At 59.1% G+C, this 21,520-nt stretch carries 31 protein-coding genes; 6 read left to right on the top strand and 25 right to left on the bottom strand.

The genetic code is table 11. The features are described from left to right. Window positions 1-5 precede the first annotated feature (5 nt). The 17 genes from rplF to rpsJ form a co-directional block, all read right to left on the bottom strand. A complete protein-coding gene (rplF, locus tag AB5Y51_RS07630; RefSeq protein WP_010672565.1) occupies window positions 6-539 on the bottom strand; it encodes a 50S ribosomal protein L6 in 534 nt (177 codons plus the stop codon). A 13-nt stretch (window positions 540-552) separates the two neighbouring features. After that, window positions 553-945, bottom strand: a complete 393-nt coding sequence (rpsH, locus tag AB5Y51_RS07625; protein WP_010672564.1) for a 30S ribosomal protein S8 — start codon at window positions 943-945, stop codon at window positions 553-555. Window positions 946-964: 19 nt separating this feature from the next. Continuing rightward, on the bottom strand, window positions 965-1,270 hold the full coding sequence (gene rpsN / locus AB5Y51_RS07620) for a 30S ribosomal protein S14 (RefSeq protein WP_005331161.1): 306 nt from the start codon (window positions 1,268-1,270) through the stop codon (window positions 965-967). Window positions 1,271-1,280: 10 nt separating this feature from the next. After that, complete coding sequence (gene rplE / locus AB5Y51_RS07615) at window positions 1,281-1,820, bottom strand: 50S ribosomal protein L5 (protein ID WP_005331162.1); 540 nt, start codon at window positions 1,818-1,820, stop codon at window positions 1,281-1,283. 13 nt (window positions 1,821-1,833) lie between these two features. Then, complete coding sequence (rplX, locus tag AB5Y51_RS07610; protein ID WP_005307977.1) at window positions 1,834-2,151, bottom strand: 50S ribosomal protein L24; 318 nt, start codon at window positions 2,149-2,151, stop codon at window positions 1,834-1,836. A gap of 11 nt (window positions 2,152-2,162) precedes the next feature. After that, on the bottom strand, window positions 2,163-2,531 hold the full coding sequence (gene rplN, locus AB5Y51_RS07605; protein ID WP_005307975.1) for a 50S ribosomal protein L14: 369 nt from the start codon (window positions 2,529-2,531) through the stop codon (window positions 2,163-2,165). A 148-nt stretch (window positions 2,532-2,679) separates the two neighbouring features. Next, window positions 2,680-2,928 (bottom strand): 30S ribosomal protein S17, encoded by a 249-nt coding sequence (gene rpsQ, locus AB5Y51_RS07600; protein ID WP_005307966.1) that lies wholly within the window; start codon window positions 2,926-2,928, stop codon window positions 2,680-2,682. Continuing rightward, the gene (rpmC, locus tag AB5Y51_RS07595) at window positions 2,928-3,119 is read right to left on the bottom strand and encodes a 50S ribosomal protein L29 (RefSeq protein WP_005307965.1); all 192 of its coding nucleotides are present in this window, start codon (window positions 3,117-3,119) and stop codon (window positions 2,928-2,930) included. The genes rpsQ and rpmC overlap by 1 nt, the downstream gene beginning before the upstream one ends. Continuing rightward, on the bottom strand, window positions 3,119-3,532 hold the full coding sequence (rplP, locus tag AB5Y51_RS07590) for a 50S ribosomal protein L16 (RefSeq protein ID WP_010672562.1): 414 nt from the start codon (window positions 3,530-3,532) through the stop codon (window positions 3,119-3,121). Before rplP ends, rpmC begins: the two co-directional genes overlap by 1 nt. Before the next feature lie 13 nt (window positions 3,533-3,545). After that, window positions 3,546-4,259: a 30S ribosomal protein S3 gene (gene rpsC / locus AB5Y51_RS07585; protein ID WP_005331168.1), complete on the bottom strand. Its 714-nt coding sequence runs from the start codon at window positions 4,257-4,259 to the stop codon at window positions 3,546-3,548. 3 nt (window positions 4,260-4,262) lie between these two features. Beyond that, entirely contained in the window at window positions 4,263-4,607 is a 345-nt protein-coding gene (gene rplV / locus AB5Y51_RS07580; RefSeq protein ID WP_010672561.1) for a 50S ribosomal protein L22, read from the bottom strand. A gap of 10 nt (window positions 4,608-4,617) precedes the next feature. Beyond that, window positions 4,618-4,896 (bottom strand): 30S ribosomal protein S19, encoded by a 279-nt coding sequence (gene rpsS / locus AB5Y51_RS07575; protein ID WP_005307960.1) that lies wholly within the window; start codon window positions 4,894-4,896, stop codon window positions 4,618-4,620. A 22-nt stretch (window positions 4,897-4,918) separates the two neighbouring features. Then, window positions 4,919-5,740 carry a 50S ribosomal protein L2 gene (rplB, locus tag AB5Y51_RS07570; RefSeq protein WP_010672560.1) on the bottom strand — a complete coding sequence of 274 codons (822 nt, stop codon included), beginning with the start codon at window positions 5,738-5,740 and terminating at the stop codon, window positions 4,919-4,921. Between the two features lie 15 nt (window positions 5,741-5,755). Beyond that, window positions 5,756-6,055, bottom strand: a complete 300-nt coding sequence (gene rplW / locus AB5Y51_RS07565; RefSeq protein WP_342690021.1) for a 50S ribosomal protein L23 — start codon at window positions 6,053-6,055, stop codon at window positions 5,756-5,758. After that, complete coding sequence (rplD, locus tag AB5Y51_RS07560) at window positions 6,055-6,660, bottom strand: 50S ribosomal protein L4 (protein WP_005340616.1); 606 nt, start codon at window positions 6,658-6,660, stop codon at window positions 6,055-6,057. The genes rplW and rplD overlap by 1 nt, the downstream gene beginning before the upstream one ends. 17 nt (window positions 6,661-6,677) lie before the next feature. Further along, window positions 6,678-7,310 (bottom strand): 50S ribosomal protein L3, encoded by a 633-nt coding sequence (gene rplC, locus AB5Y51_RS07555; RefSeq protein WP_010672559.1) that lies wholly within the window; start codon window positions 7,308-7,310, stop codon window positions 6,678-6,680. 22 nt (window positions 7,311-7,332) lie between these two features. Then, window positions 7,333-7,644 carry a 30S ribosomal protein S10 gene (gene rpsJ / locus AB5Y51_RS07550; RefSeq protein WP_005307944.1) on the bottom strand — a complete coding sequence of 104 codons (312 nt, stop codon included), beginning with the start codon at window positions 7,642-7,644 and terminating at the stop codon, window positions 7,333-7,335. Window positions 7,645-7,999: 355 nt separating this feature from the next. Here rpsJ and AB5Y51_RS07545 point away from each other — a divergent pair, with 355 nt between their 5' ends. After that, window positions 8,000-8,914 (top strand): DMT family transporter, encoded by a 915-nt coding sequence (locus tag AB5Y51_RS07545; RefSeq protein ID WP_039039491.1) that lies wholly within the window; start codon window positions 8,000-8,002, stop codon window positions 8,912-8,914. A gap of 35 nt (window positions 8,915-8,949) precedes the next feature. Here AB5Y51_RS07545 and envZ read toward each other — a convergent pair whose 3' ends face one another. Together envZ and ompR are read right to left on the bottom strand one after the other, a co-directional pair. Continuing rightward, complete coding sequence (gene envZ / locus AB5Y51_RS07540; protein ID WP_164882882.1) at window positions 8,950-10,260, bottom strand: two-component system sensor histidine kinase EnvZ; 1,311 nt, start codon at window positions 10,258-10,260, stop codon at window positions 8,950-8,952. Continuing rightward, window positions 10,257-10,976, bottom strand: coding sequence for a two-component system response regulator OmpR (gene ompR, locus AB5Y51_RS07535; RefSeq protein WP_010672556.1), 720 nt, complete (start codon window positions 10,974-10,976; stop codon window positions 10,257-10,259). Before ompR ends, envZ begins: the two co-directional genes overlap by 4 nt. A gap of 202 nt (window positions 10,977-11,178) precedes the next feature. On the opposite strand from ompR, the gene greB reads away from it, so the two are divergent. Together greB and AB5Y51_RS07525 are read left to right on the top strand one after the other, a co-directional pair. After that, on the top strand, window positions 11,179-11,652 hold the full coding sequence (greB, locus tag AB5Y51_RS07530) for a transcription elongation factor GreB (RefSeq protein ID WP_039039492.1): 474 nt from the start codon (window positions 11,179-11,181) through the stop codon (window positions 11,650-11,652). Window positions 11,653-11,920: 268 nt separating this feature from the next. Further along, complete coding sequence (locus AB5Y51_RS07525) at window positions 11,921-14,227, top strand: Tex family protein (RefSeq protein ID WP_368178234.1); 2,307 nt, start codon at window positions 11,921-11,923, stop codon at window positions 14,225-14,227. A gap of 58 nt (window positions 14,228-14,285) precedes the next feature. On the opposite strand, the gene AB5Y51_RS07520 is transcribed toward AB5Y51_RS07525, so the two are convergent. From AB5Y51_RS07520 to bioH, 3 genes are all read right to left on the bottom strand, one after another. Continuing rightward, window positions 14,286-15,047 (bottom strand): putative metalloprotease CJM1_0395 family protein, encoded by a 762-nt coding sequence (locus AB5Y51_RS07520; RefSeq protein WP_368178233.1) that lies wholly within the window; start codon window positions 15,045-15,047, stop codon window positions 14,286-14,288. A gap of 1 nt (window position 15,048) precedes the next feature. Continuing rightward, entirely contained in the window at window positions 15,049-15,282 is a 234-nt protein-coding gene (locus AB5Y51_RS07515) for a flagellar biosynthesis protein FlgE (protein WP_368178232.1), read from the bottom strand. 72 nt (window positions 15,283-15,354) lie between these two features. Next, complete coding sequence (bioH, locus tag AB5Y51_RS07510; protein WP_010672551.1) at window positions 15,355-16,119, bottom strand: pimeloyl-ACP methyl ester esterase BioH; 765 nt, start codon at window positions 16,117-16,119, stop codon at window positions 15,355-15,357. A 38-nt stretch (window positions 16,120-16,157) separates the two neighbouring features. Between bioH and AB5Y51_RS07505 the strand changes: the two genes are divergently transcribed. Beyond that, complete coding sequence (locus tag AB5Y51_RS07505; protein WP_368178231.1) at window positions 16,158-16,886, top strand: ComF family protein; 729 nt, start codon at window positions 16,158-16,160, stop codon at window positions 16,884-16,886. Between the two features lie 148 nt (window positions 16,887-17,034). Next, window positions 17,035-17,613, top strand: a complete 579-nt coding sequence (gene nfuA, locus AB5Y51_RS07500) for a Fe-S biogenesis protein NfuA (protein ID WP_010672549.1) — start codon at window positions 17,035-17,037, stop codon at window positions 17,611-17,613. 69 nt (window positions 17,614-17,682) lie between these two features. Here nfuA and gpsA read toward each other — a convergent pair whose 3' ends face one another. The 3 genes from gpsA to AB5Y51_RS07485 are packed head-to-tail and all read right to left on the bottom strand — an operon-like array spanning window position 17,683 to window position 19,639. Continuing rightward, window positions 17,683-18,687, bottom strand: coding sequence for an NAD(P)H-dependent glycerol-3-phosphate dehydrogenase (gene gpsA, locus AB5Y51_RS07495; protein WP_010672548.1), 1,005 nt, complete (start codon window positions 18,685-18,687; stop codon window positions 17,683-17,685). 2 nt (window positions 18,688-18,689) lie between these two features. Continuing rightward, window positions 18,690-19,160 (bottom strand): protein-export chaperone SecB, encoded by a 471-nt coding sequence (gene secB / locus AB5Y51_RS07490; RefSeq protein WP_010672547.1) that lies wholly within the window; start codon window positions 19,158-19,160, stop codon window positions 18,690-18,692. A 47-nt stretch (window positions 19,161-19,207) separates the two neighbouring features. After that, a complete protein-coding gene (locus AB5Y51_RS07485; RefSeq protein WP_010672546.1) occupies window positions 19,208-19,639 on the bottom strand; it encodes a rhodanese-like domain-containing protein in 432 nt (143 codons plus the stop codon). A gap of 348 nt (window positions 19,640-19,987) precedes the next feature. Here AB5Y51_RS07485 and gpmM point away from each other — a divergent pair, with 348 nt between their 5' ends. Next, complete coding sequence (gene gpmM, locus AB5Y51_RS07480; protein WP_039039496.1) at window positions 19,988-21,517, top strand: 2,3-bisphosphoglycerate-independent phosphoglycerate mutase; 1,530 nt, start codon at window positions 19,988-19,990, stop codon at window positions 21,515-21,517. The last annotated feature ends 3 nt before the right edge of the window (window positions 21,518-21,520 follow it).

The following is a 21,520-nucleotide window of genomic DNA, read 5'->3' as shown; positions in this document are numbered from 1 at the left end:
TTACCTTACTTCTTCTTAGCTTCTTTAGTACGCACTTGCTCGTTGGCATAGCGTACACCCTTGCCCTTGTAGGGCTCCGGAGCGCGGTAAGCACGGATATCGGCGGCGACTTGGCCAACCAGCTGCTTGTCCACACCACGCAGAACGATCTCGGTGGCGGACGGACATTCAGCGGTGACACCAGCCGGCAGCGCATGCTCTACCGGGTGAGAGAAGCCCAGTGCCAGCGCAACAGCATTGCCCTTGATGGAGGCTTTGTAACCTACACCAACCAGCTGCAGCTTGCGCTCGAAGCCTTGGGTAACACCGACTACCATGTTGTTGACCAATGCACGGGCAGTACCGGCCTGAGCGTCAGCACCAGCGATGCCATCGCGCGGGGCGAACTTCAGTACATTGTCTTCTTTGGTCACTTCTACACCGGCGTGGATGGAACGAACCAGGGAACCCTTGCCACCTTTGATGGACAGTTCTTGGCCGTTCAGAGTCACCTCTACGCCAGCAGGAATAGTGACGGGTGCCTTAGCAACGCGAGACATTTCCGACCTCCTATTAAGCGACGTAGCAGATGATCTCACCACCCATGCTTGCCTTGCGGGCAGCACGGTCGGTCATCACACCTTTAGACGTGGACACGATAGCAACACCGAGACCGCCCATGACTTTCGGCAGATCAGTAGTGCGCTTGTAAATACGCAGGCCGGGACGGCTCACGCGTTGGATCAGTTCTACAACCGGCTTGCCCTGGAAATACTTCAGTTCGATTTCCAGTTCCGGTTTCACGTCACCAGCTACGTTGTAGCCAGCGATGTAACCTTCTTCTTTCAGCACTTTGGCGATAGCCACTTTCAGCTTGGAAGAAGGCATGGAAACCGCAACTTTGCTCGCCGCCTGACCGTTACGGATGCGGGTCAGCATATCCGCGATCGGATCTTGCATGCTCATAGTCTAACTCCCGAGATTCTTACCAAGAGGCCTTTTTGAGGCCCGGAATTTCGCCCTTCATGGCATGCTCACGCACCTTGATGCGAGAGAGGCCAAACTTCCGCAGGAAACCGTGCGGACGACCAGTGATGTTGCAACGGTTACGCTGGCGGGACGGACTGGAATCACGGGGCAGCTGTTGCAGTTGCAAGACAGCATCCCAACGCGCTTCTTCAGAAGCGTTCATATCAACGATGATAGCTTTCAGCTCGGTACGCTTGGTCGCGAACTTGGCTGCCAGCTTCGCACGCTTTGCTTCACGTGCTTTCATGGATGTTTTAGCCATAACCCTAACCTTACTTGCGGAATGGGAAGTTAAAGGCAGCCAGCAGAGCACGGCCTTCTTCGTCGGTATTCGCGGAAGTGGTGATGGTGATATCCAGACCACGGACGCGATCGACCTTGTCATAGTCGATTTCCGGGAAGATGATTTGCTCACGCACGCCCATGGAGTAGTTACCACGGCCATCGAACGCCTTGGCGTTCAGACCACGGAAGTCACGGATACGCGGTACGGAGATGCAAATCAGCCGTTCCAGGAACTCCCACATACGCTCGCCACGCAGGGTTACTTTACAACCTATCGGGTAGCCTTCACGAATCTTGAAGCCCGCAACAGATTTGCGTGCTTTGGTGATCAGCGGCTTCTGACCGGAAATGGCAGCCATATCGGCAGCAGCATTTTCCAGCAACTTCTTGTCAGAGATCGCTTCACCAACACCCATGTTCAGGGTGATTTTCTCGATCCGAGGGACTTGCATGATAGTCTTGTAACCGAACTGCTTGGACAGTTCATTTACTACATCGGATTTGTAGTAATCATGCAGTTTCGCCATCGTTAAACTCCAATTACTTCACAAGTTCGCCGGTGGATTTGAAGAAACGGACTTTCTTGCCGTCTTCAATCCGGAAACCAACGCGGTCAGCCTTGCCAGTGGCAGAGTTGAACAGCGCGACGTTAGATACATCGATGGGGGCTTCTTTGGTGACGATGCCGCCAGCCTGACCCAGTGCGGGTACCGGCTTTTGGTGTTTCTTCACCTGGTTGATGCCTTCCACGATTACCTTACCTTTTGCAATCAGGACTTGAGTGACTTTGCCACGCTTGCCCTTGTCTTTGCCGGTAAGAACAATTACTTCGTCTTCGCGACGGATTTTAGCTGCCATCGTTCGACTCCTTACAGTACTTCGGGTGCCAGGGACACAATCTTCATGAACTTCTCGTTACGGAGTTCACGGGTCACCGGGCCAAAAATACGAGTACCGATTGGCTGTTGGTTGTTGTTAAGCAACACAGCCGCATTGTTGTCGAAACGGATGACAGAGCCGTCCGGACGACGAACGCCTTTACGGGTGCGTACGACCACCGCGTTATACACATCACCTTTCTTCACTTTACCGCGAGGAATGGCTTCCTTGATGGAAACCTTGATGATGTCGCCGATGCCGGCATAACGGCGGTGCGAACCACCCAGAACCTTAATACACATTACACTGCGAGCGCCGGAGTTGTCGGCAACACCCAGCATACTTTGCATCTGGATCATCTTAGTGCTCCGCTTTGTTTACTTCTTATCCCTGATGGGATCTGGCTGCCTTCAAAAGGCGCGAAACTATAACACAGCTATTTTTGAAAAGGTAGCCTAAAAAACAAACGGCCCCGATGGGGGGCCGTTTGGGCTAAAAAGTACCGAATTAGGCCTTTTCTACGACAGCAACCAGGGTCCAGGACTTGGTCTTGGACAGCGGGCGGCACTCGCGGATTTCCACGAGATCGCCAGCCTTGCACTCGTTGTTCTCGTCATGCACGTGCAGCTTGGTAGTGCGCTTGATGATCTTACCGTAGATCGGGTGCTTTACCTTGCGCTCGATAGCGACGGTGATGGACTTGTCCATCTTGTCGCTAATTACACGACCTTGCAGAGTACGGATCTTGTCAGTCATTACGCACCTGCCTTCTCAGTCAGTACAGTCTTGATACGTGCGACGTCACGACGCACTTGTTTCAGAGTGTGAGTCTGAGCCAGCTGGCCGGTGGAAGCTTGCATGCGCATGTTGAATTGCTCACGCAGCAGACCCAGCAGCTCCTGGTTCAGTTCTTCGACGCTCTTTTGACGCAGATCTTGGGCTTTCATCACATCACCGTCTTAATTACGAAAGTGGTCTGAACAGACAGCTTAGCTGCGGCCAGGGCAAACGCTTCACGCGCCAGAGCCTCAGGTACACCATCCATCTCGTACAGAACCTTGCCAGGCTGGATCGGGCAAACCCAGTATTCCACGTTACCCTTACCTTTACCCATACGAACTTCGAGGGGCTTTTCGGTGATGGGCTTGTCCGGGAACACACGGATCCAGATCTTGCCTTGACGCTTAACGTGACGGGTCATGGCACGACGGGCTGCTTCGATTTGACGAGCAGTCAGTTGACCACGAGATGTCGCCTTCAGGCCAAAGGTACCGAAGGATACTTCGTTACCGGCATTGGCCAGACCGCGGTTACGACCCTTGTGGGTCTTGCGGAATTTAGTACGCTTAGGTTGCAACATTTACCGAATCTCCTTACTTGGCAGCGCGGCGCTTGTTGTCACGCTTGGGCTTCGCAGGAGCTTGCTCTTGAGCAGCGGCAGCATTGACTGCAGCCAGACCGCCCAGAACTTCGCCCTTGAAGATCCAAACTTTAACGCCGATCACACCGTAAGTGGTGTGGGCTTCAGAAGTTGCGTAGTCGATGTCGGCGCGCAGGGTGTGCAGGGGCACACGACCTTCACGGTACCATTCGGTACGCGCGATTTCAGCGCCGCCCAGACGGCCGGAAACTTCCACTTTGATGCCCTTGGCACCCAGGCGCATGGCGTTCTGTACGGCGCGCTTCATAGCACGACGGAACATTACGCGACGCTCCAGCTGGGAAGTGATGCTGTCGGCAACCAGTTTGCCATCCAGCTCCGGCTTGCGGACTTCGGAAATGTTGATCTGAGCAGGCACGCCAGCGATTGCGGCTACAGCTTTGCGCAGTTTTTCAACGTCTTCGCCTTTCTTGCCGATCACGACACCCGGACGAGCGGTGTGAATGGTCACACGGATGCTCTTGGCCGGACGCTCGATGGTGATCTTGGACAAGGAAGCGTTTTTCAGCTCCTTGGTCAGGAACTGGCGTACTTGGAAATCGCTGTACAGGTTGTCAGCGAAGTCTTTGGTGTTCGCGAACCAGGTAGAATTCCAAGGCTTGGTAATACCCAGGCGAATGCCATTAGGATGTACTTTCTGACCCATTGCTTATCTCCCAGCCTTAGCGTCGGATACCACTACAGTGATGTGAGCGGTACGCTTGAGGATACGATCCGCGCGACCTTTGGCACGCGGGCGGATGCGCTTCATGGAGGGACCTTCGTCTACCATGATGGTGGCAACACGCAGGGTGTCGATATCGGCACCTTCGTTGTGCTCAGCGTTGGCAATGGCAGATTCCAGCACTTTCTTCACCAGAACAGCAGCCTTTTTCGGGCTGAAGGTCAGGATGTTCAGAGCCTTGTCTACGGACAGACCACGTACTTGATCGGCTACCAGACGAGCTTTCTGGGCAGAAGTACGGGCATAACGGTGTTTAGCGATAGCTTCCATCATTTATCCCTTAGCGCTTCTTAGCCTTCTTATCAGCAGCATGGCCGCGATAAGTACGAGTCGGTGCGAATTCACCCAGTTTGTGACCGATCATTTCTTCGGTAACGAAAACCGGAACGTGCTGACGACCATTATGGACAGCGATGGTCAAACCGATCATGTTCGGGATGATCATTGAACGACGGGACCAGGTCTTAACCGGCTTTTTATCCCCGCTTTCCACCGCTTTCTCTACCTTCTTCAGCAAGTGCAGGTCGATAAATGGACCCTTCTTGAGAGAACGTGGCATGGTGATTCCTCTATGTTAACAATTACTTGTTACGACGACGTACGATGTACTTGTCGGTACGCTTGTTCTTACGGGTCTTGAAGCCCTTAGCCTTCTGGCCCCATGGGGACACAGGCTGCATGCCCTTGTTACGACCCTCACCACCACCGTGCGGGTGATCAACCGGGTTCATCGCCATACCGCGAACGGTCGGACGAATACCACGCCAGCGGTTAGCACCGGCTTTACCCAGTTGACGCAGCATGTGCTCGGAGTTACCCACTTCACCGATGGTAGCGCGGCACTCGGCCAGAACTTTACGTACTTCGCCGGAACGCAGACGCAGAGTTACATAGTTACCTTCACGAGCCAGGATCTGGATGAAAGTACCAGCGGAACGAGCCAGCTGGGCACCTTTACCAGGCTTCATCTCTACGGCGTGAACGGTAGAACCGACCGGGATGTTGCGCATCGGCAGGGTGTTACCTACCTTGATGGCAGCATCAGCACCAGAGGCGATTGCATCACCAGCTTTCAGGCCTTTCGGAGCCAGGATGTAACGACGCTCACCGTCTGCATACAGCACCAGGGCGATGTTTGCGGTACGGTTAGGATCGTATTCCAGACGCTCAACTTTGGCCGGAATGCCGTCTTTGTCGCGCTTGAAGTCGATCAGACGGTAGTGTTGCTTGTGACCACCACCGATGTGACGAGTGGTGATACGACCGTTGTTGTTACGGCCACCGGACTTGCTTTTGCTGTCCAGCAGAGCGGCGAAGGGCTTGCCCTTGTACAGCTCTTGGTTGACGATCTTGACGACGTGGCGGCGGCCCGGAGAAGTAGGCTTGCACTTAACGATTGCCATTTTTCAGAACTCCTCTTACTCGGCTGCGCCCATGAAGTCGATGTCCTGACCAGCTTTCAGGGTCACATAAGCCTTTTTCCAATCGGAACGACGGCCTACGCGTGCACCTGCGCGCTTGGTCTTACCCTTCATGTTCAGGGTACGGACGGTCTCAACTTCGACCTCGAACAGTTTCGCAACTGCAGCTTTGACTTCCGCCTTGGTGGCATCAACAGCAACTTTGAACACGATAGTGTTCTGCTTTTCTGCGACCATGGTGCTCTTTTCAGAGATGTGCGGAGCCTTCAGAACTTTCAGCAGACGCTCTTCACGGATCATGCCAGCATCTCCTCGATTTGCTTAACTGCGTCAGCAGTCATCAGAACCTTGTCGAAAGCGATCAGGCTGACCGGGTCGATACCGGCAACGTCACGCACGTCAACTTTGTACAGGTTACGAGCAGCCAGGAACAGGTTCTCATCGACTTCAGCAGTCACGATCAGAACGTCAGTCAGTTCCATTTCTTTCAGCTTGGCGATCAGTTCTTTGGTCTTCGGCGCTTCGATGCCGAACTTCTCAACAACGATCAGGCGCTCTTGACGTACCAGCTCGGACAGGATGCTACGGATAGCGCCGCGGTACATCTTCTTGTTTACTTTCTGGCTGTGATCTTGCGGCTTAGCAGCAAAGGTCACACCACCGGAACGCCAGATGGGCGAACGGATGGAGCCAGCACGGGCACGACCAGTACCCTTCTGACGCCACGGCTTTTTGCCGCCACCAGACACTTCAGAGCGAGTCAGCTGCGCACGAGTACCCTGACGGGCACCAGCGGCATATGCAACGACAACCTGGTGAACCAGAGCTTCGTTGAATTCGCGCCCGAAGGTAGTCTCGGAAACTTCAAGAGCGCTCTTGGCGTCTTTCATTACCAATTCCATTACTATCTCCTCAGACGTTACGCTTTGACGGCAGGTTTGACGATCACGTTGCCGTTGGTTGCACCCGGTACTGCGCCTTTGATGAGCAGCAGGTTGCGTTCAGCGTCAACACGAACCAGTTCCAGGTTCTGAGTCGTTACACGCTCAGCACCCATGTGACCAGCCATCTTCTTGCCCTTGAATACACGGCCCGGGGTCTGGTTTTGACCGATGGAGCCAGGTACACGGTGGGACAGGGAGTTACCGTGGGTCATATCCTGGGTACGGAAGTTCCAGCGCTTAACAGTACCGGCAAAACCTTTACCCTTGGATGTGCCGGTAACGTCTACCAGCTTAACGTCAGCGAGAAGATCTACTTTCAGCTCGCTACCAACAGTGAAAGTTTCACCGTTGTTCAGGCGGAATTCCCACAGACCGCGACCGGCTTCTACACCAGCTTTGGCGAAGTGGCCAGCTTCCGGCTTGGTTACGCGGCTGGCTTTCTTGGCGCCAGTGGTAACCTGAATAGCGTTGTAGCCGTCGGTTTCTACAGATTTGACCTGAGTTACACGGTTAGCTTCAACTTCGATAACAGTCACCGGGATAGAAACGCCATCTTCAGTGAAGATGCGAGTCATACCCACTTTGCGACCTACAAGACCGATTGTCATTGTTATCAACCTCTTTCCGTAATTAACCCAGGCTGATCTGGACGTCTACACCAGCTGCCAGATCCAGACGCATCAGTGCGTCTACGGTCTTGTCAGTCGGCTCAACGATGTCTACCAGACGCTTGTGAGTGCGGATCTCGTACTGATCACGCGCGTCTTTGTTGACGTGCGGGGAGATCAGAACGGTGAAACGCTCTTTGCGAGTCGGCAGCGGGATAGGACCGCGAACCTGCGCGCCAGTGCGCTTAGCAGTTTCAACGATTTCCGCAGTGGATTGATCGATCAGGCGATGATCAAAAGCCTTCAGGCGGATACGGATTCTTTGGTTCTGCATTGACAGAGCTCCAATAGATAAAAGAACATAAATCAACACCGCCCGACCGGGACTACTCCCGCCAGAGGTGTGATTTTTCACGTTTCCTCCCATATCGGGAGGACTGTATGGCTGGCAACTCGTAAACGGGAAGCTCAGCAAGCAGACATATCGTCTGGCTGCCTCATGGGCAAGCGGAGGGGATTATACGGATTTTTTCCACTCACGCAAGTGAAGGCGGACAGATTGTGCGCAATTTTATGTGACAGATGGATCTCGCCAACGGCTGGGCAAGCCCTTGCCTGGCAGGGGTAACGACAATGTTGCAAACAGGCTGATAGACTGCGCCCTCGCCCCTGTCTGCGGAACCCATCCCATGCTCAAGAATCAGAAGAAAGCCTACCAGTACGGGCTCTGTGCCGTCGCCCTCTGGTCCACGGTGGCCAGCGCCTTCAAGATCTCCCTCGCCTACTTTGAACCGGTACAGCTGCTGCTGGTCGCGGCCTGCACCTCGACCCTGACCCTGGGGTGCATCGTGGCCTGTCAGGGCAAACTGCCACTACTGCTCGACTACATCAAGCGTCGCCCCCTCTACTACCTCGCTCTCGGGGTCCTGAACCCCTTTCTCTATTACCTGCTGCTGTTCAAGGCATATGATCTGCTGCCCGCCCAGCAGGCGCAGACTCTCAACTACACCTGGGCCATCACCCTCAGCCTGCTGGCCGTTCCCTTCCTCGGTCAAAAGCTGCGCCGCCGCGATGGCGTCGCCATCGTGCTCGGCTATTTCGGCGCCCTGGTGATCGCCACCAGGGGGGACGTGTTCGGTCTGCAGTTCGACAGTCCGCTCGGCGTCACGCTGGCGCTGGTGTCGACCCTGATCTGGGCCGGTTACTGGATCCTCAACACCCGCAATCAGGGGGATCCCGTCGTCAGCCTGCTGCTCGGCTTCCTCATCAGCCTGCCCTTCATCATCGTGGCGACCTGGTTGCTCTCGGACTTTGCCATGACTGCCTGGCAGGGATGGGCTGGCGCCATCTATGTGGGGCTGTTCGAGATGGGTTTCGGTTTCGTGCTCTGGCTGATGGCCCTGCGCCACGCCACCAACACGGCCCCCATCAGCAACCTTATCTTCATCTCGCCGTTTGCCTCTCTGGTGCTGCTCAACCTGTTGATCGGCGAAACCATTCACCCGGCAACCCCCATCGGGCTGGTTCTCATCGTCGCCGCCCTGCTTATCCAGCAACTCAAATATGGCAAGCGCTACCGCAAGGTGAGCGACCCCCACCCCTGACAGACAAAGGGCGTATCCCTCGATACGCCCTGCTTTCAATCCATCCACTCCAGCGGCTGGTTCTTGGGTAGCCGGATCTCCACCTGCAAGCCCCCCAGTTCGGAGCGCCCCAGCCTGATGGTGCCGTGATGCTGGGAGACTATCTTGGCAACGATGGCCAGCCCCAGCCCACTCCCGCCACCGGTGCGCGCCACATTGCCCTGGGTGAAGGGCTTGAGCACCCGGGAGTAGTCCTCTTCTGCGATCCCCGGGCCATTGTCGGAGAGTCGCAGCCGCACCCAGTGGCCATCATCCCTGAGCTCGGCCTGCAACCGGGTCGCGCCATAGCGCAGGGAGTTGCCCGACAGATTGTTGAGGATACGGCGAATGCTGATGGGATGGCAGGCCACACGCACCGCCTCCTCCGGCAGGAGCAGCTCCACTTCCAGTCCCTGATCGGTCTGCATCAGCAACGCATCGTGAATGAGCTGGGTCAGGTCGACGGGCCGGGCATCGAGCCCCTCGTTCGGGCGAATGTAATCGATGAACTGATCAATGATGCCGTTCGACTCATCGATGTCCGCATTGATGCTCTCCTTGAGGTACTCATCCCCCGAGGACATCATCTCGGTTGCGAGACGAATGCGGGTGAGAGGGGTGCGCAAATCGTGGGATACCCCGGCCATCATCAGGTTGCGCTCCTCGATCAGCCCCTTGATGGAGCTCGACATGTGGTTGAAGGTGCGGGTCAGGCGGCGCACCTCCCGCGAGCCCTGCTCCCCCAGGGCATCGGGAAAGTTGCCGCGCGCCACCGCCACGGCCCCCGCTTCCAGATCCTCCAGCGGCCGCACCAGCTGACGGGCAAAACGCCAGGCTGCAAACAGGGTCACCACCAGCAAGACGCTCATATAGAGGATGAGCGGTTCGATGTCGTCATCTTCAATTTCCGTCAGGGGAATGCGCACCCACATCTGGCTGGCCTGGGGAGGCTGGATCCAGATGATGTAGTGATCCTGGATTTCAACCCTGACCCTGGTATCCCCTTTCAATTCGCGGCTGATGCTCTGCTCCAGATAGGGGTAGGGCTTGGAATCATTCAGCCCATGCTGCTCCGCCTCGCTCTGGGTATAGATGTCGCTTCCGGTCGCCACATAGACCAGCGCCTCGGCATCTTCACTGAGCGCCAACTGGTTGTTGTCCACCGGGAAGATGAGTTTGACCTGGTTTGCCAGCAGGTGGCTGATCTGCTTGACGGTCGGCGCCAGCAGGTAGTTGTAGAAGGTAACGTAGGAGACGACTTGATAGACCACCAGCACGGCAGCCAGAAACCAGAGCATGCGGGAGAACATGCTGCCCACTTTCTTCATGCGTTCTCACCGTCCGGTACGAACACATACCCCAGACCCCAGACGGTCTGCAGATAGCGGGGCTGGGCCGGGTCCTGTTCCAGCAGGCGGCGCAGGCGGGAGACCTGCACATCGATGCTGCGCTCGGTGGCCGTGTACTCGCGACCACGGGCCAGGTTCATCAGCTTGTCACGGGAGAGCGGTTCGCGAGGATGACTCACCAGCACCTTGAGCACGGCGAACTCCCCGCTGGTCAGGGCAACCGGTTCGCCATCACGGCTCAGTTCACGGGTCGCCAGATTGAGCTGGTAGGCCCCGAAACTCACCATCTTCTCCGCCGCGGAAGGGGCGCCGGGCAGCTCCACGGTATGGCGGCGCAGCACGGCGCGGATCCGGGCCAGCAGCTCACGGGGGTTGAACGGCTTGGGCAGATAATCGTCGGCCCCCATCTCCAGACCGACGATGCGATCCACTTCGTCCCCCTTGGCGGTGAGCATCAAGACAGGGATCTGGTTGCCAGCTTCCCGCAGGCGGCGGCAGATGGAGAGGCCGTCTTCCCCCGGCAGCATCAGATCAAGCACCATCAGGCTGAAGTTTTCACGCGTCAGCAGGCGATCGGCCTGCTCCCCGTTGGCGACACCTCGCACTACAAACCCCTGCTCGGTGAGGTAGCGCTCCAGCAAGGAACGCAGTTTCAGATCGTCGTCCACCACCAGGACCTTGTATTGCTGACTCATTGCCACCTCTCTTCTCTGTCTCCCCTCATACTAGAGCCGCCCCCTGCAACCACAAAGCATAAATATGTTACCGGTTATTGCCCTCATTCGGCCCCGGAGCCGGGAAGGATGGATGGCCAGCTCTGCTTTTTGCTCGACAGGGCGGCGACAATGACTAAGATCCCGGGCAACCGGATGCAATTGGCGAGGGAGTGATAACCCCATGAAAACCAAACTCATTACCCGTGAAGGCTACACCAGGCTCCGGCAGGAGCACGACATGCTCTGGCGGGAGGAGAGGCCCGATGTCACCAAAAAAGTAGCTTGGGCGGCGAGCCTGGGTGATCGCAGCGAGAATGCCGATTACCAGTACAACAAGAAACGCCTGCGGGAGATCGACCGCCGGGTTCGCTACCTGCGCAAGTGCCTGGAAGAGCTGACCATAGTCGACTACTCCCCCTCCCAGGAGGGCAAGGTCTTCTTCGGCGCCTGGGTCGAGGTGGAAAACGACGAGGGTGAGACCAAGCGCTTTCGCATCGTCGGCTATGACGAGATCTTCGGCCGCAAGGATTACATCTCCATCGACTCCCCCATGGCCCGTGCCCTGCTCAAGAAAGAGGTGGGCGATGAAGCCATGGTTCAAACGCCAGTGGGTGACGCCTGCTGGTACATCAATGAGATCAGCTATCCCAAATAAGCCAGGCCGACCCTCACTGCCAAATCGGCTGACAAGGCCAGGAGAGACCGAGCATGTCCGCCCACCGGGTATGAGAAACGTCATTTCTGCCGGGGTGGCATCCCGCTGCCCGACCCCATATAGTGCTCACACCCGGCGCCTTGCGGCGCCAACCGGCCCGCGCGGCAGTGGCCTGGCAGGTATCTAAAGTATCGCCAGGACAGACCCCCTGTTCGGCGACATTGCCCCACGCTGACCAGTTAGACAGGACCCGACCAAGAGACCCTCCATGCAAAGCCACGTAATAGAACATCAGATCGCCGGTGAGCTGAATGCCCGCCCGGAACAGGTGCAGGCAGCCGTTCGCCTGCTGGACGAAGGCGCGACCGTTCCCTTCATCGCCCGTTACCGCAAAGAGGTGACCGGCGGTCTGGACGACAGCCAGCTGCGTACCCTGGAGAGCCGCCTCGGCTACCTGCGTGAACTGGCGGATCGCCGCCAGGTGATCCTGCGCTCCATCGAAGAGCAGGGCAAACTGACCCCCGAGCTGGCCCGCGAGCTGAACGAGGCCGACAGCAAGACCCGGCTGGAAGACCTCTACCTCCCCTACAAGCCCAAGCGCCGCACCAAGGGGCAGATGGCCATCGAAGCGGGGTTGGAGCCACTGGCCGACCTGCTGCTGAGCGACCCGCTGAAAGATCCCGAGCAGGAGGCGGTTCGCTTCCTCAATGCCGAGCAGGGGATCACCGACGGCAAGGCCGCCCTCGACGGTGCCCGTTACATCCTGATGGAGCGCTTCGCCGAGCAGGCCGACCTGCTGGAGAAGCTACGCGACTACCTGTGGCACAACGCCACCCTGCGCGCTCGCGTGGTGGCCGGCAAGGAGCAGGAAGGGGCCAAGTTCAAGGATTACTTCGAACATGACGAACCTCTGCACAAGGCCCCCTCCCACCGGGTGCTGGCCATGCTGCGCGGTCGCAACGAGGGAGTGCTCAATCTGGCGCTGGTCGCTGGTGACGATGAGGGCGCCAGCCCCTGCGAAGGGATCATTGCCCATCACCTCAGGCTCAACTTGCAACACCGCCCGGCCGACAAGTGGTTGCAAGGGGTGGTGAGCTGGACCTGGAAGATCAAGCTCTCCTTGCAGATGGAGACCGAGCTGATCGGTCGCATCCGCGAATCGGCAGAAGACGAGGCGATCAAGGTATTCGCCATGAACCTCAAGGATCTGCTGATGGCGGCGCCGGCCGGCATGCGTTGCACCATGGGGCTGGATCCCGGCATCCGCACCGGGGTCAAGGTGGCGGTGGTGGATGCCACCGGCAAGCTGGTCGATCACGCGACCATCTATCCGTTCGAACCCAAACGCCAGGTTGACCAGAGTCTCAAGACCCTGAGCGAGCTGTGCCAGAAGCACAAGGTCGAGCTCATCAGCATCGGCAACGGCACCGCATCCCGGGAAACCGACCGCCTGGTGAGCGATCTGTTCGAGCGCTACCCGGCCGCCAAGGCACAGAAGATAGTAGTGAGTGAAGCGGGGGCATCGGTCTACTCCGCCTCCGAGCTCGCCTCCCAGGAATTCCCGGATCTCGACGTCTCCATTCGCGGCGCTGTCTCCATCGCCCGCCGGCTGCAGGATCCCCTGGCCGAGCTGGTCAAAATCGATCCCAAGAGCATAGGTGTGGGCCAGTACCAGCACGACGTCGGCCAGAGCCAGCTGGCCCGCCGCCTCGACGCGGTGGTCGAGGATTGCGTGAACGCGGTGGGGGTGGATGTGAATACCGCCTCGGTCGCCCTGCTCAACCGGGTTTCCGGCCTCTCCCAGACCCTGGCCCAGAACATCGTCGCCTACCGCGACGAGAACGGCGCCTTCAAGAGTCGTCAGCAGTTGCTGAAAGTAAGCCGGCTCGGGCCCAAGGCATTCGAGCAGTGCGCCGGCTTCCTGCGCATTCGGGGCGGCAGCAATCCGCTGGACGGCTCGGCGGTGCACCCGGAATCCTACCCTGTGGTGGAGCGGATCCTCGCCAAGCTGGAGCAGACCGTGGACAGCCTGCTCGGCAACAGCAGCCTGCTGCGCACCCTCAAGCCCACCGACTACACCGACGAGCAGTTCGGGGTGCCTACAGTCACGGACATCATCAGCGAGCTGGACAAGCCCGGCCGCGACCCGCGTCCCGAGTTCAAGACCGCCACCTTCAAGGAAGGGGTGGAGAAAATCAGCGATCTGGTGCCCGAGATGGTGCTGGAGGGGGTGGTCACCAACGTCACCAACTTCGGCGCCTTCGTCGACATTGGCGTCCATCAGGACGGGCTGGTGCACATTTCTTCCCTCACCGATCGCTTCGTCAAGGATCCCCGCGAGGTGGTCAAGGCCGGTGACATCGTCCGGGTCAAGGTGCTGGAAGTCGACGTACCGCGCAAACGCATCAGTCTGACCATGCGTCTGGATGAAAAAGCCGGCCAGCCTGCACGCAAACCGGCCGAGCCGCGTCACACCGGCAACGCCCGACCTAAACAGGCGCCTCGTCAGAGCGCTTCGACCGAGGGTGCCATGGGCAACGCCTTCGCGGCTGCCCTGTCGAAACTGAAGAAATAAGCCCCCAGAATGCAAAAAAGCCCCGAAAGGGGCTTTTTCATGCCTGCACGGAGCGGGATCAAACGTCCTGACTCAGGCTATGCGGGGAGGCTGGCCTCACCGCTTGCTGATAGTACCTGGCAATCACCTGGTTTCGATTGTCCATATAAGCACCGAGCGGGCCTGTGGTTTCCTGCCTGAGGGTCATCAGATCCTTGCGGGCCTGTGCCTCCTTGCCAGAGGCGGCACGGGCCACACTCATGTCTTGTGACGATGGTTCATCGGGAGCCAGTGCAGCGGCACGCACCTGCTGCATCTTGGCGATAGTCGCGGCGGGATCCCCGGGAATGGTCCCCATGTCGATGACCACCTCCCCCCCGGTGGCATAACGCTTGCCATCCGGCCCACGGGAAAACTGGTAGGTAGGGCTCCCCGCATGCTCGCCGCCGGCTGCCTGGTGAGCCTGCTCGTGCTTGCGAACTTCGAGATCCCGTTCGACCAGCGCAGCCACCTGACGCTGCTGCTTTTGCTGCTCCTGCTGCTCACCCTCCTGACGTTGTCGACGCTCCCCCTCCTCCCCCGTTGCCTCGACAAAACGGTGCGCCATCATCACGGGGCCGGTCTGGCCGTTCTCTTTCGTGGACGAGGATGGGGTGGCGGGATTGGCCTGGGCGGCCCGGGATCTCTCTTTCTGGGAACCGACGCCGGACTCGGCGTTGGACGCTTCGCTCTGGCGGCTGGGGGGCACCAGTTCTGCACGGCGGTTGTCAGTCTGTGCCGATTCCGTCTGCGGCTGCAGTTGATTCGGAATGATGGTCGGCAGACTGACGTTGATGTTCATGTCACACCCGGATATCGATCAGGGTGCCCAGCATGTCGCTGGCCGTCTGGATCACCTTGGCGGATGCCCCGGCATGCAGCTCGGCCACCTTGAGATTCACCAGTTCATCCGGTAACTGCACCTGATCACCCGTTGGCGTATTGAGACGGGCGATCTGGCTGGACGCCTGGCCCGCCAACTGCTCGGCCCGTTGGAACCCCTGCACGCCCGCCGTCATGGCTGATTCGATACGCATTGGCACACTCCTCTGTAGGGTTGGCTAATTATCCACCAACCTGACGAGTTATTGAAGCCTGCCGCTCAAATCTCAGTCAATGAACCGCCGCAGGAGGGTGATGAACTGCTCTGGATGGGAGATGAAGGGAGCATGGGATGCCTTCTCCAGCACCAGACTGTGGCTGGCAGGATAGCGCGCATCCAGCAAGGGGATCGCCGCCTTCGGCACCAGGGTATCCAGCCTGCCGTAAAGACGCAGCCAGGGCAGATCCAGGCCGATCAGTTCATCCCGCAGATCGACCTCGGCCAGCAGGCCCAGACCCGCCTCCAGGGCCGCAAGCCGGGGAGCGGGTCGCTCCGCCAGCCAGTGACGCAACTGGCGAATGTCGTTTCTGGCGTGCTCGCTGCCCATGGCCTGGATCGCGAGGAAGCGCTCTATGGTCTGCATGAAGTCGCCGGCCAGCATCTGGTTGAACCCCGCCAGCACCTTGGGGGCAATCCCGGGCCACTCGTCGCGGGCCATGAAGCAGGGAGAACTGGCTACGGTAATGAGAGAGTGAAGGCGTTCAGGCATGGTCAGCGCCAACTGACTCGCCACCAGACCACCGAGGGACCAGCCGAGCAGATGGCATTTTTCAGGCAATATGGCCGCCACCTGCTCTGCCAGCCAGGGCAGGGTGTAGTCTGTCCCTGCTTGCAGGGGGCTGTTGCCAAAGCCGGGCAGGTCCACCAGATGCAGCCGATAGTGGGCAGCCAGTTCTTGGGCAATACCATGCCAGACGGCCCCGTTCATGCCCCAGCCATGCAACAACACCAGGTCCGGGCCCTGGCCAAACCGCTCAACCGATACGCTCATCTAGACTCAAGATCCCTGTTTATCTGCTTGGAGCCTGCATGTTAAAGCGGCTGCTCGCCAAAGCAAGTCCGATCCTTGGCACCCAGTCCGACTGGCTCGGTCTGTGCCTGCTCTGTCGCCAACCCTGTGACAACACGCCTTTGTTGTGCTCCTGGTGCCGCCACGCCCAGCGCCAGCACGACAGACGATGCCTGATGTGTGCAGCACCGCTGCCGGAGCAACATCGCGAGAGCGAACTGCTGTGCGGACGCTGCCAGCGCAGACCCGCCCCCTGGGAGCGTTTGCAGGTGATCGGCGATTATCAGGCACCTTATGCCCAACTCATCCCCCGGCTGAAGTATTCCGGTCAGATCCTGCTCGCGCCGCTGCTTGCCAGCCTGCTGGCAGACCATCTGGACCTCTCCAACCCACCGCAGGTCATCATTCCGGTTCCCCTGCACTGGTGGCGCCAGTGGTGGCGCGGCTTCAATCAGGCAGAAGAAATCGGCCATGCCCTGAGCGCACTCACCGGCATTCCTTGCGACACCCGCGTACTGCGCCGGACAAGGTCGACCCCGCAACAGACCCGGCTCAGTGCCGGCCAGCGGCGACGCAATCTGCGTGGCGCCTTCGAAATAGAATCTCACCACTACCGGCATGTGGCACTGCTCGATGATGTGGTCACCACGGGCGCCACCGCAGGTCAGCTCACCCGGTTGCTTCATGAACACGGCGTCACCACGGTAGAGGTGTGGGCCATCTGCCGTACCCTCCGACACCTGAAATAACCGGGCTGGGATCCGGCCCGGGAGTCCGCTGGCGGCATGATTCCGATACGCCCGGGCTCACAGGCTCACCATCGGCACGCTACCCAAGCCCCGCCAAGCGAGTTATCATGAATACCCTAGTCGTACACTCAGGTTTATGAGGATAGTGATGATCAGCATTTCCGACACCGCCCAGGCCCACTTCCGCAAGTTGCTGGAGAAGCAGCCTGATGGCACCAACATCCGGGTGTTTGTGGTCAATCCGGGAACCCAGAATGCCGAGTGCGGCGTATCCTATTGCCCACCCGACGCGGTCGATCCGGAAGATCAGCACCTGCCCTTCAGCGGCTTCGACTGCCTGGTCGATCCCCTGAGCGCCCCCTTCCTGGTGGATGCCACCATCGACTTCGTCACCGATCAGATGGGCTCTCAGCTCACCCTGAAAGCCCCCAACGCCAAGATGCGCAAGGTGGCCGACGACGCCCCGCTGATCGACCGCATCGAGTACGTGTTGATGTCCGAGGTGAACCCCATGCTGGCCGGTCACGGCGGCAAGGTCACTCTGGTCGAGCTGACCGACGACAAACTGGCCATCCTGCAGTTTGGCGGCGGTTGCAACGGTTGCTCCATGGTCGACTACACCCTGAAAGAGGGGATCGAGAAGCAGCTGCTGGAGAAATTCCCGGGCGAGCTCAACGGCGTCAAGGATGCCACCGAGCACCAGCGCGGCGACCACTCCTACTACTGATTTGCCCCCTTGCGGCAAAGAAAAGGCCCCGCCAGCTGGCGGGGCCTTTTGCATGCTGCGGCTGGCAGATCACTCGTCCTTCTTGTCTCGCGACAGCAGGGCGATGGCCGCCTCTTTCGGGTTCTTGCCTTCGTACAGCACCTTGAAGATCTGTTCGCAGATGGGCATCTCGACGCCACAGCGGGCCGCCAGCAGATGCACCTCCTTGGTGTTGCGATAGCCTTCCACCACCTGGCCTATCTCGGCCATGGCGGTGTCAACCGACTTGCCCGCTCCCAGCGCCAGACCGAAACGGCGGTTGCGCGACTGGTTGTCGGTACAGGTCAGCACCAGATCCCCGAGCCCCGCCATCCCCATGAAGGTCTTGGCGTCGGCCCCGAGGGCGGCGCCGAGGCGCTGCATCTCCACCAGGCCCCGAGTGATGAGCGCAGTTCTGGCGTTGGCGCCAAAGCCGAGTCCGTCAGAGAGACCGGCACCGATGGCGATGACGTTCTTGACCGCCCCGCCCAGCTGCAGACCGATGAAGTCCGGATTGGTATAGACCCGGAACGAGCGGCCGCAGTGCAGCAGGTGGGAGAGATCGTCGGCAAAGTCGTCGTGGGTGGAGGCCACCGAGATGGCGGTCGGCAGACCGGCAGCCAGCTCGCGGGCGAAAGTCGGGCCCGAGATGACCGCCAGTGGAATGGCATCCCCCAGCACCTCCCGCGCCACCTCTTGCAGCAGACGGCCGCTGTCCGGCTCCAGCCCCTTGGTGGCCCAGGCAATCCGGGTATCCGGGCGCAGGAAGGGTTTGACCCGGGCCAGTACCTGGCCGAACACATGGCTCGGCACCACCAGCAGCAGCACGGGAGCGGCTTGCACCGCCGCCTGCAGATCCGACGTCAGTTGCAGATCGGCCGGGAAGGGGACATCCGGCAAGAATGCCTTGTTGCAGCGATCCTGTTCCAGCTCGGCGACATGGGCAGGGTCGTGACCCCACAGCAGGGTCGGATGACCGTTGCGCGCCAGAGAAATGGCAAGGGCGGAGCCATAAGACCCCGCCCCCAGGACCGAGATTGCGATCTGGTCGGCCATTATCAGGCTTCCGCAGTCGCCTGCTGGGCCTGTACCTGCGCCATGTGCTGGGCGAACAGGGCGTCGAAGTTGACCGGTGCCAGGTTCAGCTGCGGGAAGGAACCCTTGCTCACCAGGTTGGACACCGCTTCGCGGGCATACGGGAACAGGATGTTCGGGCAGAAGGCAGCCAGGCAGTGGGCCAGTTGCGGCTCAGGCAGGTTGCCGATGGTGAAGATGCCGGCTTGCTGCACTTCGCACAGGAAGGCGGTCTCGGTTTCCAGCTTGCAGGTGACAGTCAGGGTCAGCACCACTTCATAGACGCTGTCGGCCAGGACATTGGTCTTGGTGTCCATGTCCAGCTTGACGTCCGGCTGCCACTCTTTCTGGAAGATGTGCGGGGTATTCGGGGCTTCGAAGGAGACATCCTTGGTGTAGACACGCTGGATGTGGAATTCCGGTTGCACTTCCTGGTTGTTGATTTCGTCAGCCATTTCGTTTGATTCCTTTTTAAGATAATGAGTGGGCGCAGGCCCTTAAATCAGCGTTTTTTGGTCACCGGCAGATTGTCTGCACGCCATTGGGCCATGCCACCGCTGAGCACATACACCTGCTTGAAACCGGCCTTGCTCAGTTGGCGACCCGCGCCACCAGCGGTCATCCCCGACTCGCACACCACTATGATGGGGGCATCCTTGTGCTTTTCAACCGGACCCAGATTATTCGCCTGGATCTGGGCGAGCGGCAGGTGATGGGCCCCGGCCAGATGGCCCTTGGCAAATTCATCCTGACTGCGAATGTCCACGACGGTGGCATTTTCACGGTTGATAAGCAGGGTAGCGGCGTGGTTGTTGACCGCCTTCACCGGAGAAAAACGAGCACGCACAGTGGTATACACTAGGGTGCCTGCCAGGCCCAACCAGGCTGCGGTCAGCAGCGGATTGCGGGCCGCGAAATCCAAATACTCTTGCATCTTCTACTATCCAGGGACCAAGACAAGGGCCCGAGTATACATGGGGCCCTGCATAAGATCAGCCATCTTGGCGGCAAAGCGAGAGCAAGCTCCCATCAGGGATGGCTGCCGATTCTTCCTCCTCCAACCGAGCCGAACGAGAGGATGTGCCATGCCGAAAAGAGGGGGGAAACAGAGGAAAACCCGCCGCGGCAGACAAGCCGGCAACATGCCTAAAACAGCGGGATAACAGTTAAAAAGCGAGGCTGGAGAGGGACTTGGCTATCAGGTGACTATTTCGGCAGATGTAGTAATATTACGCTAGTTTCACTTCCCGCAATTCATTCCTATCCGAGAGGACATAGCCTTATGTCAACAGCTAAGAAACCGCTGGTTCTGGTCATCATGGACGGTTGGGGCTACAGCACCAAGCAAGAGTACAACGCCGTTGCTGCCGCCAAGACCCCCAATCTGGATCGCCTGGCCCGTGACTACACCAGCACCCTGATCTCCGGCTCCGGCCTGGACGTGGGTCTGCCGGACGGCCAGATGGGCAACTCCGAAGTGGGCCACACCAACATCGGTGCCGGTCGCGTCGTCTATCAGGAGCTGACCCGCATCTCCAAGGACATCCAGGACGGCGACTTCTTCCAGAACGTCGAGCTGGCCAAGGCTGTCGACGCTGCCGTGACCAAGGGCAAGGCCGTGCACATCATGGGTCTGATGTCCCCGGGTGGCGTACACAGCCACGAAGAGCACATCATGGGCATGATCGAGATGGCAGCCAAGCGTGGCGCCGAGCAGATCTACTTCCACGCCTTCCTGGATGGCCGCGACGTCCCGCCGCGCAGTGCCCAGTCCTCCATCGAGCTGTTCGACGCCCTGTTTGCCCGACTGGGCAAGGGTCGTTTCGCCTCCATGATCGGTCGTTACTACGCCATGGACCGCGACAACCGCTGGGATCGCGTGCAGCAGGCCTATGACCTGATGACCCAGGGCAAGGGCGAATTCACCGCCGACAACGCCACCGACGCGCTGGCCGCCGCCTATGCCCGCGACGAGAACGACGAGTTCGTCAAAGCCACCCGCATCGGCGACGCTGTACCGATGATCGACGGCGATGCGCTGATCTTCATGAACTTCCGTGCCGACCGCGCCCGCGAAATCACCCGCGCCTTCGTCGATACCGACTTCACCGGCTTCGCCCGCACCGCCACCCCGGCCCTGCACTTCGTGATGCTGACCGAATACGCGGCCGACATCAAAACCGCCTGCGCCTATCCGCCCACCGCCCTGGTCAATACCCTGGGCGAGTGGCTGGCCAAGCAGGGCAAGACCCAGCTGCGCATCTCCGAGACCGAGAAGTACGCCCACGTCACCTTCTTCTTCAACGGTGGCGAAGAGGCCTGCTTCAGCGGCGAAGATCGCGAAATCGTGGCGAGCCCGAAAGTGGCTACCTATGACCTGCAGCCGGAGATGAGCTCCGAAGAGCTGACCGACAAGCTGGTTGCGGCCATCAAGAGCGGCAAGTACGACGTCATCATCTGCAACTACCCGAACGGCGACATGGTCGGCCACACCGGCGTGTTCGATGCGGCCGTCAAAGCCTGTGAAGCGGTCGACCACTGCATCGGTCGCGTCACCGACGCCCTGGCGGAAGTGGGTGGCGAGTGCCTCATCACCGCAGACCATGGCAACGCCGAGAAGATGATGGACGAAGAGACTGGTCAGGCCCACACCGCCCACACCAATCTGCCGGTTCCCCTCATCTACTTCGGTCGTAAAGCCGAGGTCGCCGAAGGTGGCAAACTGTCCGATCTGGCCCCCACCATGCTGACCCTGATGGGTCTGCCGGTGCCGCCGGAAATGACTGGCAAGCCCCTGATGATTCTGAAATAATCC

Source organism: Aeromonas sp. R7-1 (genome assembly GCF_040908115.1).
In the GTDB taxonomy this organism is placed as follows: domain Bacteria; phylum Pseudomonadota; class Gammaproteobacteria; order Enterobacterales; family Aeromonadaceae; genus Aeromonas; species Aeromonas caviae.
This window is presented reverse-complemented; position numbering and strand designations above follow the sequence as displayed.

Bases quoted from the DNA above. Each gene is read 5' to 3' on its own strand.
- AB5Y51_RS07515 (WP_368178232.1), bottom strand. From the start codon at position 15,282: ATGCGTATCGAATCAGCCATGACGGCGGGCGTGCAGGGGTTCCAACGG.
- rplN (WP_005307975.1), bottom strand. From the start codon at position 2,531: ATGATCCAGATGCAAAGTATGCTGGGTGTTGCCGACAACTCCGGCGCT.
- AB5Y51_RS07545 (WP_039039491.1), top strand. From the start codon at position 8,000: ATGCTCAAGAATCAGAAGAAAGCCTACCAGTACGGGCTCTGTGCCGTC.
- rpsQ (WP_005307966.1), bottom strand. From the start codon at position 2,928: ATGACTGACAAGATCCGTACTCTGCAAGGTCGTGTAATTAGCGACAAG.
- envZ (WP_164882882.1), bottom strand. From the start codon at position 10,260: ATGAAGAAAGTGGGCAGCATGTTCTCCCGCATGCTCTGGTTTCTGGCT.
- rpsN (WP_005331161.1), bottom strand. From the start codon at position 1,270: ATGGCTAAAACATCCATGAAAGCACGTGAAGCAAAGCGTGCGAAGCTG.
- AB5Y51_RS07525 (WP_368178234.1), top strand. From the start codon at position 11,921: ATGCAAAGCCACGTAATAGAACATCAGATCGCCGGTGAGCTGAATGCC.
- AB5Y51_RS07520 (WP_368178233.1), bottom strand. From the start codon at position 15,047: ATGAACATCAACGTCAGTCTGCCGACCATCATTCCGAATCAACTGCAG.
- ompR (WP_010672556.1), bottom strand. From the start codon at position 10,976: ATGAGTCAGCAATACAAGGTCCTGGTGGTGGACGACGATCTGAAACTG.
- greB (WP_039039492.1), top strand. From the start codon at position 11,179: ATGAAAACCAAACTCATTACCCGTGAAGGCTACACCAGGCTCCGGCAG.
- rplV (WP_010672561.1), bottom strand. From the start codon at position 4,607: ATGGAAGCTATCGCTAAACACCGTTATGCCCGTACTTCTGCCCAGAAA.
- rpsS (WP_005307960.1), bottom strand. From the start codon at position 4,896: ATGCCACGTTCTCTCAAGAAGGGTCCATTTATCGACCTGCACTTGCTG.
- rplX (WP_005307977.1), bottom strand. From the start codon at position 2,151: ATGGCAGCTAAAATCCGTCGCGAAGACGAAGTAATTGTTCTTACCGGC.
- rplE (WP_005331162.1), bottom strand. From the start codon at position 1,820: ATGGCGAAACTGCATGATTACTACAAATCCGATGTAGTAAATGAACTG.
- rplB (WP_010672560.1), bottom strand. From the start codon at position 5,740: ATGGCAATCGTTAAGTGCAAGCCTACTTCTCCGGGCCGCCGCCACGTC.
- rplC (WP_010672559.1), bottom strand. From the start codon at position 7,310: ATGACAATCGGTCTTGTAGGTCGCAAAGTGGGTATGACTCGCATCTTC.
- gpmM (WP_039039496.1), top strand. From the start codon at position 19,988: ATGTCAACAGCTAAGAAACCGCTGGTTCTGGTCATCATGGACGGTTGG.
- rpsH (WP_010672564.1), bottom strand. From the start codon at position 945: ATGAGCATGCAAGATCCGATCGCGGATATGCTGACCCGCATCCGTAAC.
- rpsC (WP_005331168.1), bottom strand. From the start codon at position 4,259: ATGGGTCAGAAAGTACATCCTAATGGCATTCGCCTGGGTATTACCAAG.
- secB (WP_010672547.1), bottom strand. From the start codon at position 19,160: ATGGCTGACGAAATCAACAACCAGGAAGTGCAACCGGAATTCCACATC.
- AB5Y51_RS07505 (WP_368178231.1), top strand. From the start codon at position 16,158: ATGTTAAAGCGGCTGCTCGCCAAAGCAAGTCCGATCCTTGGCACCCAG.
- rplD (WP_005340616.1), bottom strand. From the start codon at position 6,660: ATGGAATTGGTAATGAAAGACGCCAAGAGCGCTCTTGAAGTTTCCGAG.
- rpsJ (WP_005307944.1), bottom strand. From the start codon at position 7,644: ATGCAGAACCAAAGAATCCGTATCCGCCTGAAGGCTTTTGATCATCGC.
- rplP (WP_010672562.1), bottom strand. From the start codon at position 3,532: ATGTTGCAACCTAAGCGTACTAAATTCCGCAAGACCCACAAGGGTCGT.
- rpmC (WP_005307965.1), bottom strand. From the start codon at position 3,119: ATGAAAGCCCAAGATCTGCGTCAAAAGAGCGTCGAAGAACTGAACCAG.
- bioH (WP_010672551.1), bottom strand. From the start codon at position 16,119: ATGAGCGTATCGGTTGAGCGGTTTGGCCAGGGCCCGGACCTGGTGTTG.
- AB5Y51_RS07485 (WP_010672546.1), bottom strand. From the start codon at position 19,639: ATGCAAGAGTATTTGGATTTCGCGGCCCGCAATCCGCTGCTGACCGCA.
- gpsA (WP_010672548.1), bottom strand. From the start codon at position 18,687: ATGGCCGACCAGATCGCAATCTCGGTCCTGGGGGCGGGGTCTTATGGC.
- rplF (WP_010672565.1), bottom strand. From the start codon at position 539: ATGTCTCGCGTTGCTAAGGCACCCGTCACTATTCCTGCTGGCGTAGAG.
- nfuA (WP_010672549.1), top strand. From the start codon at position 17,035: ATGATCAGCATTTCCGACACCGCCCAGGCCCACTTCCGCAAGTTGCTG.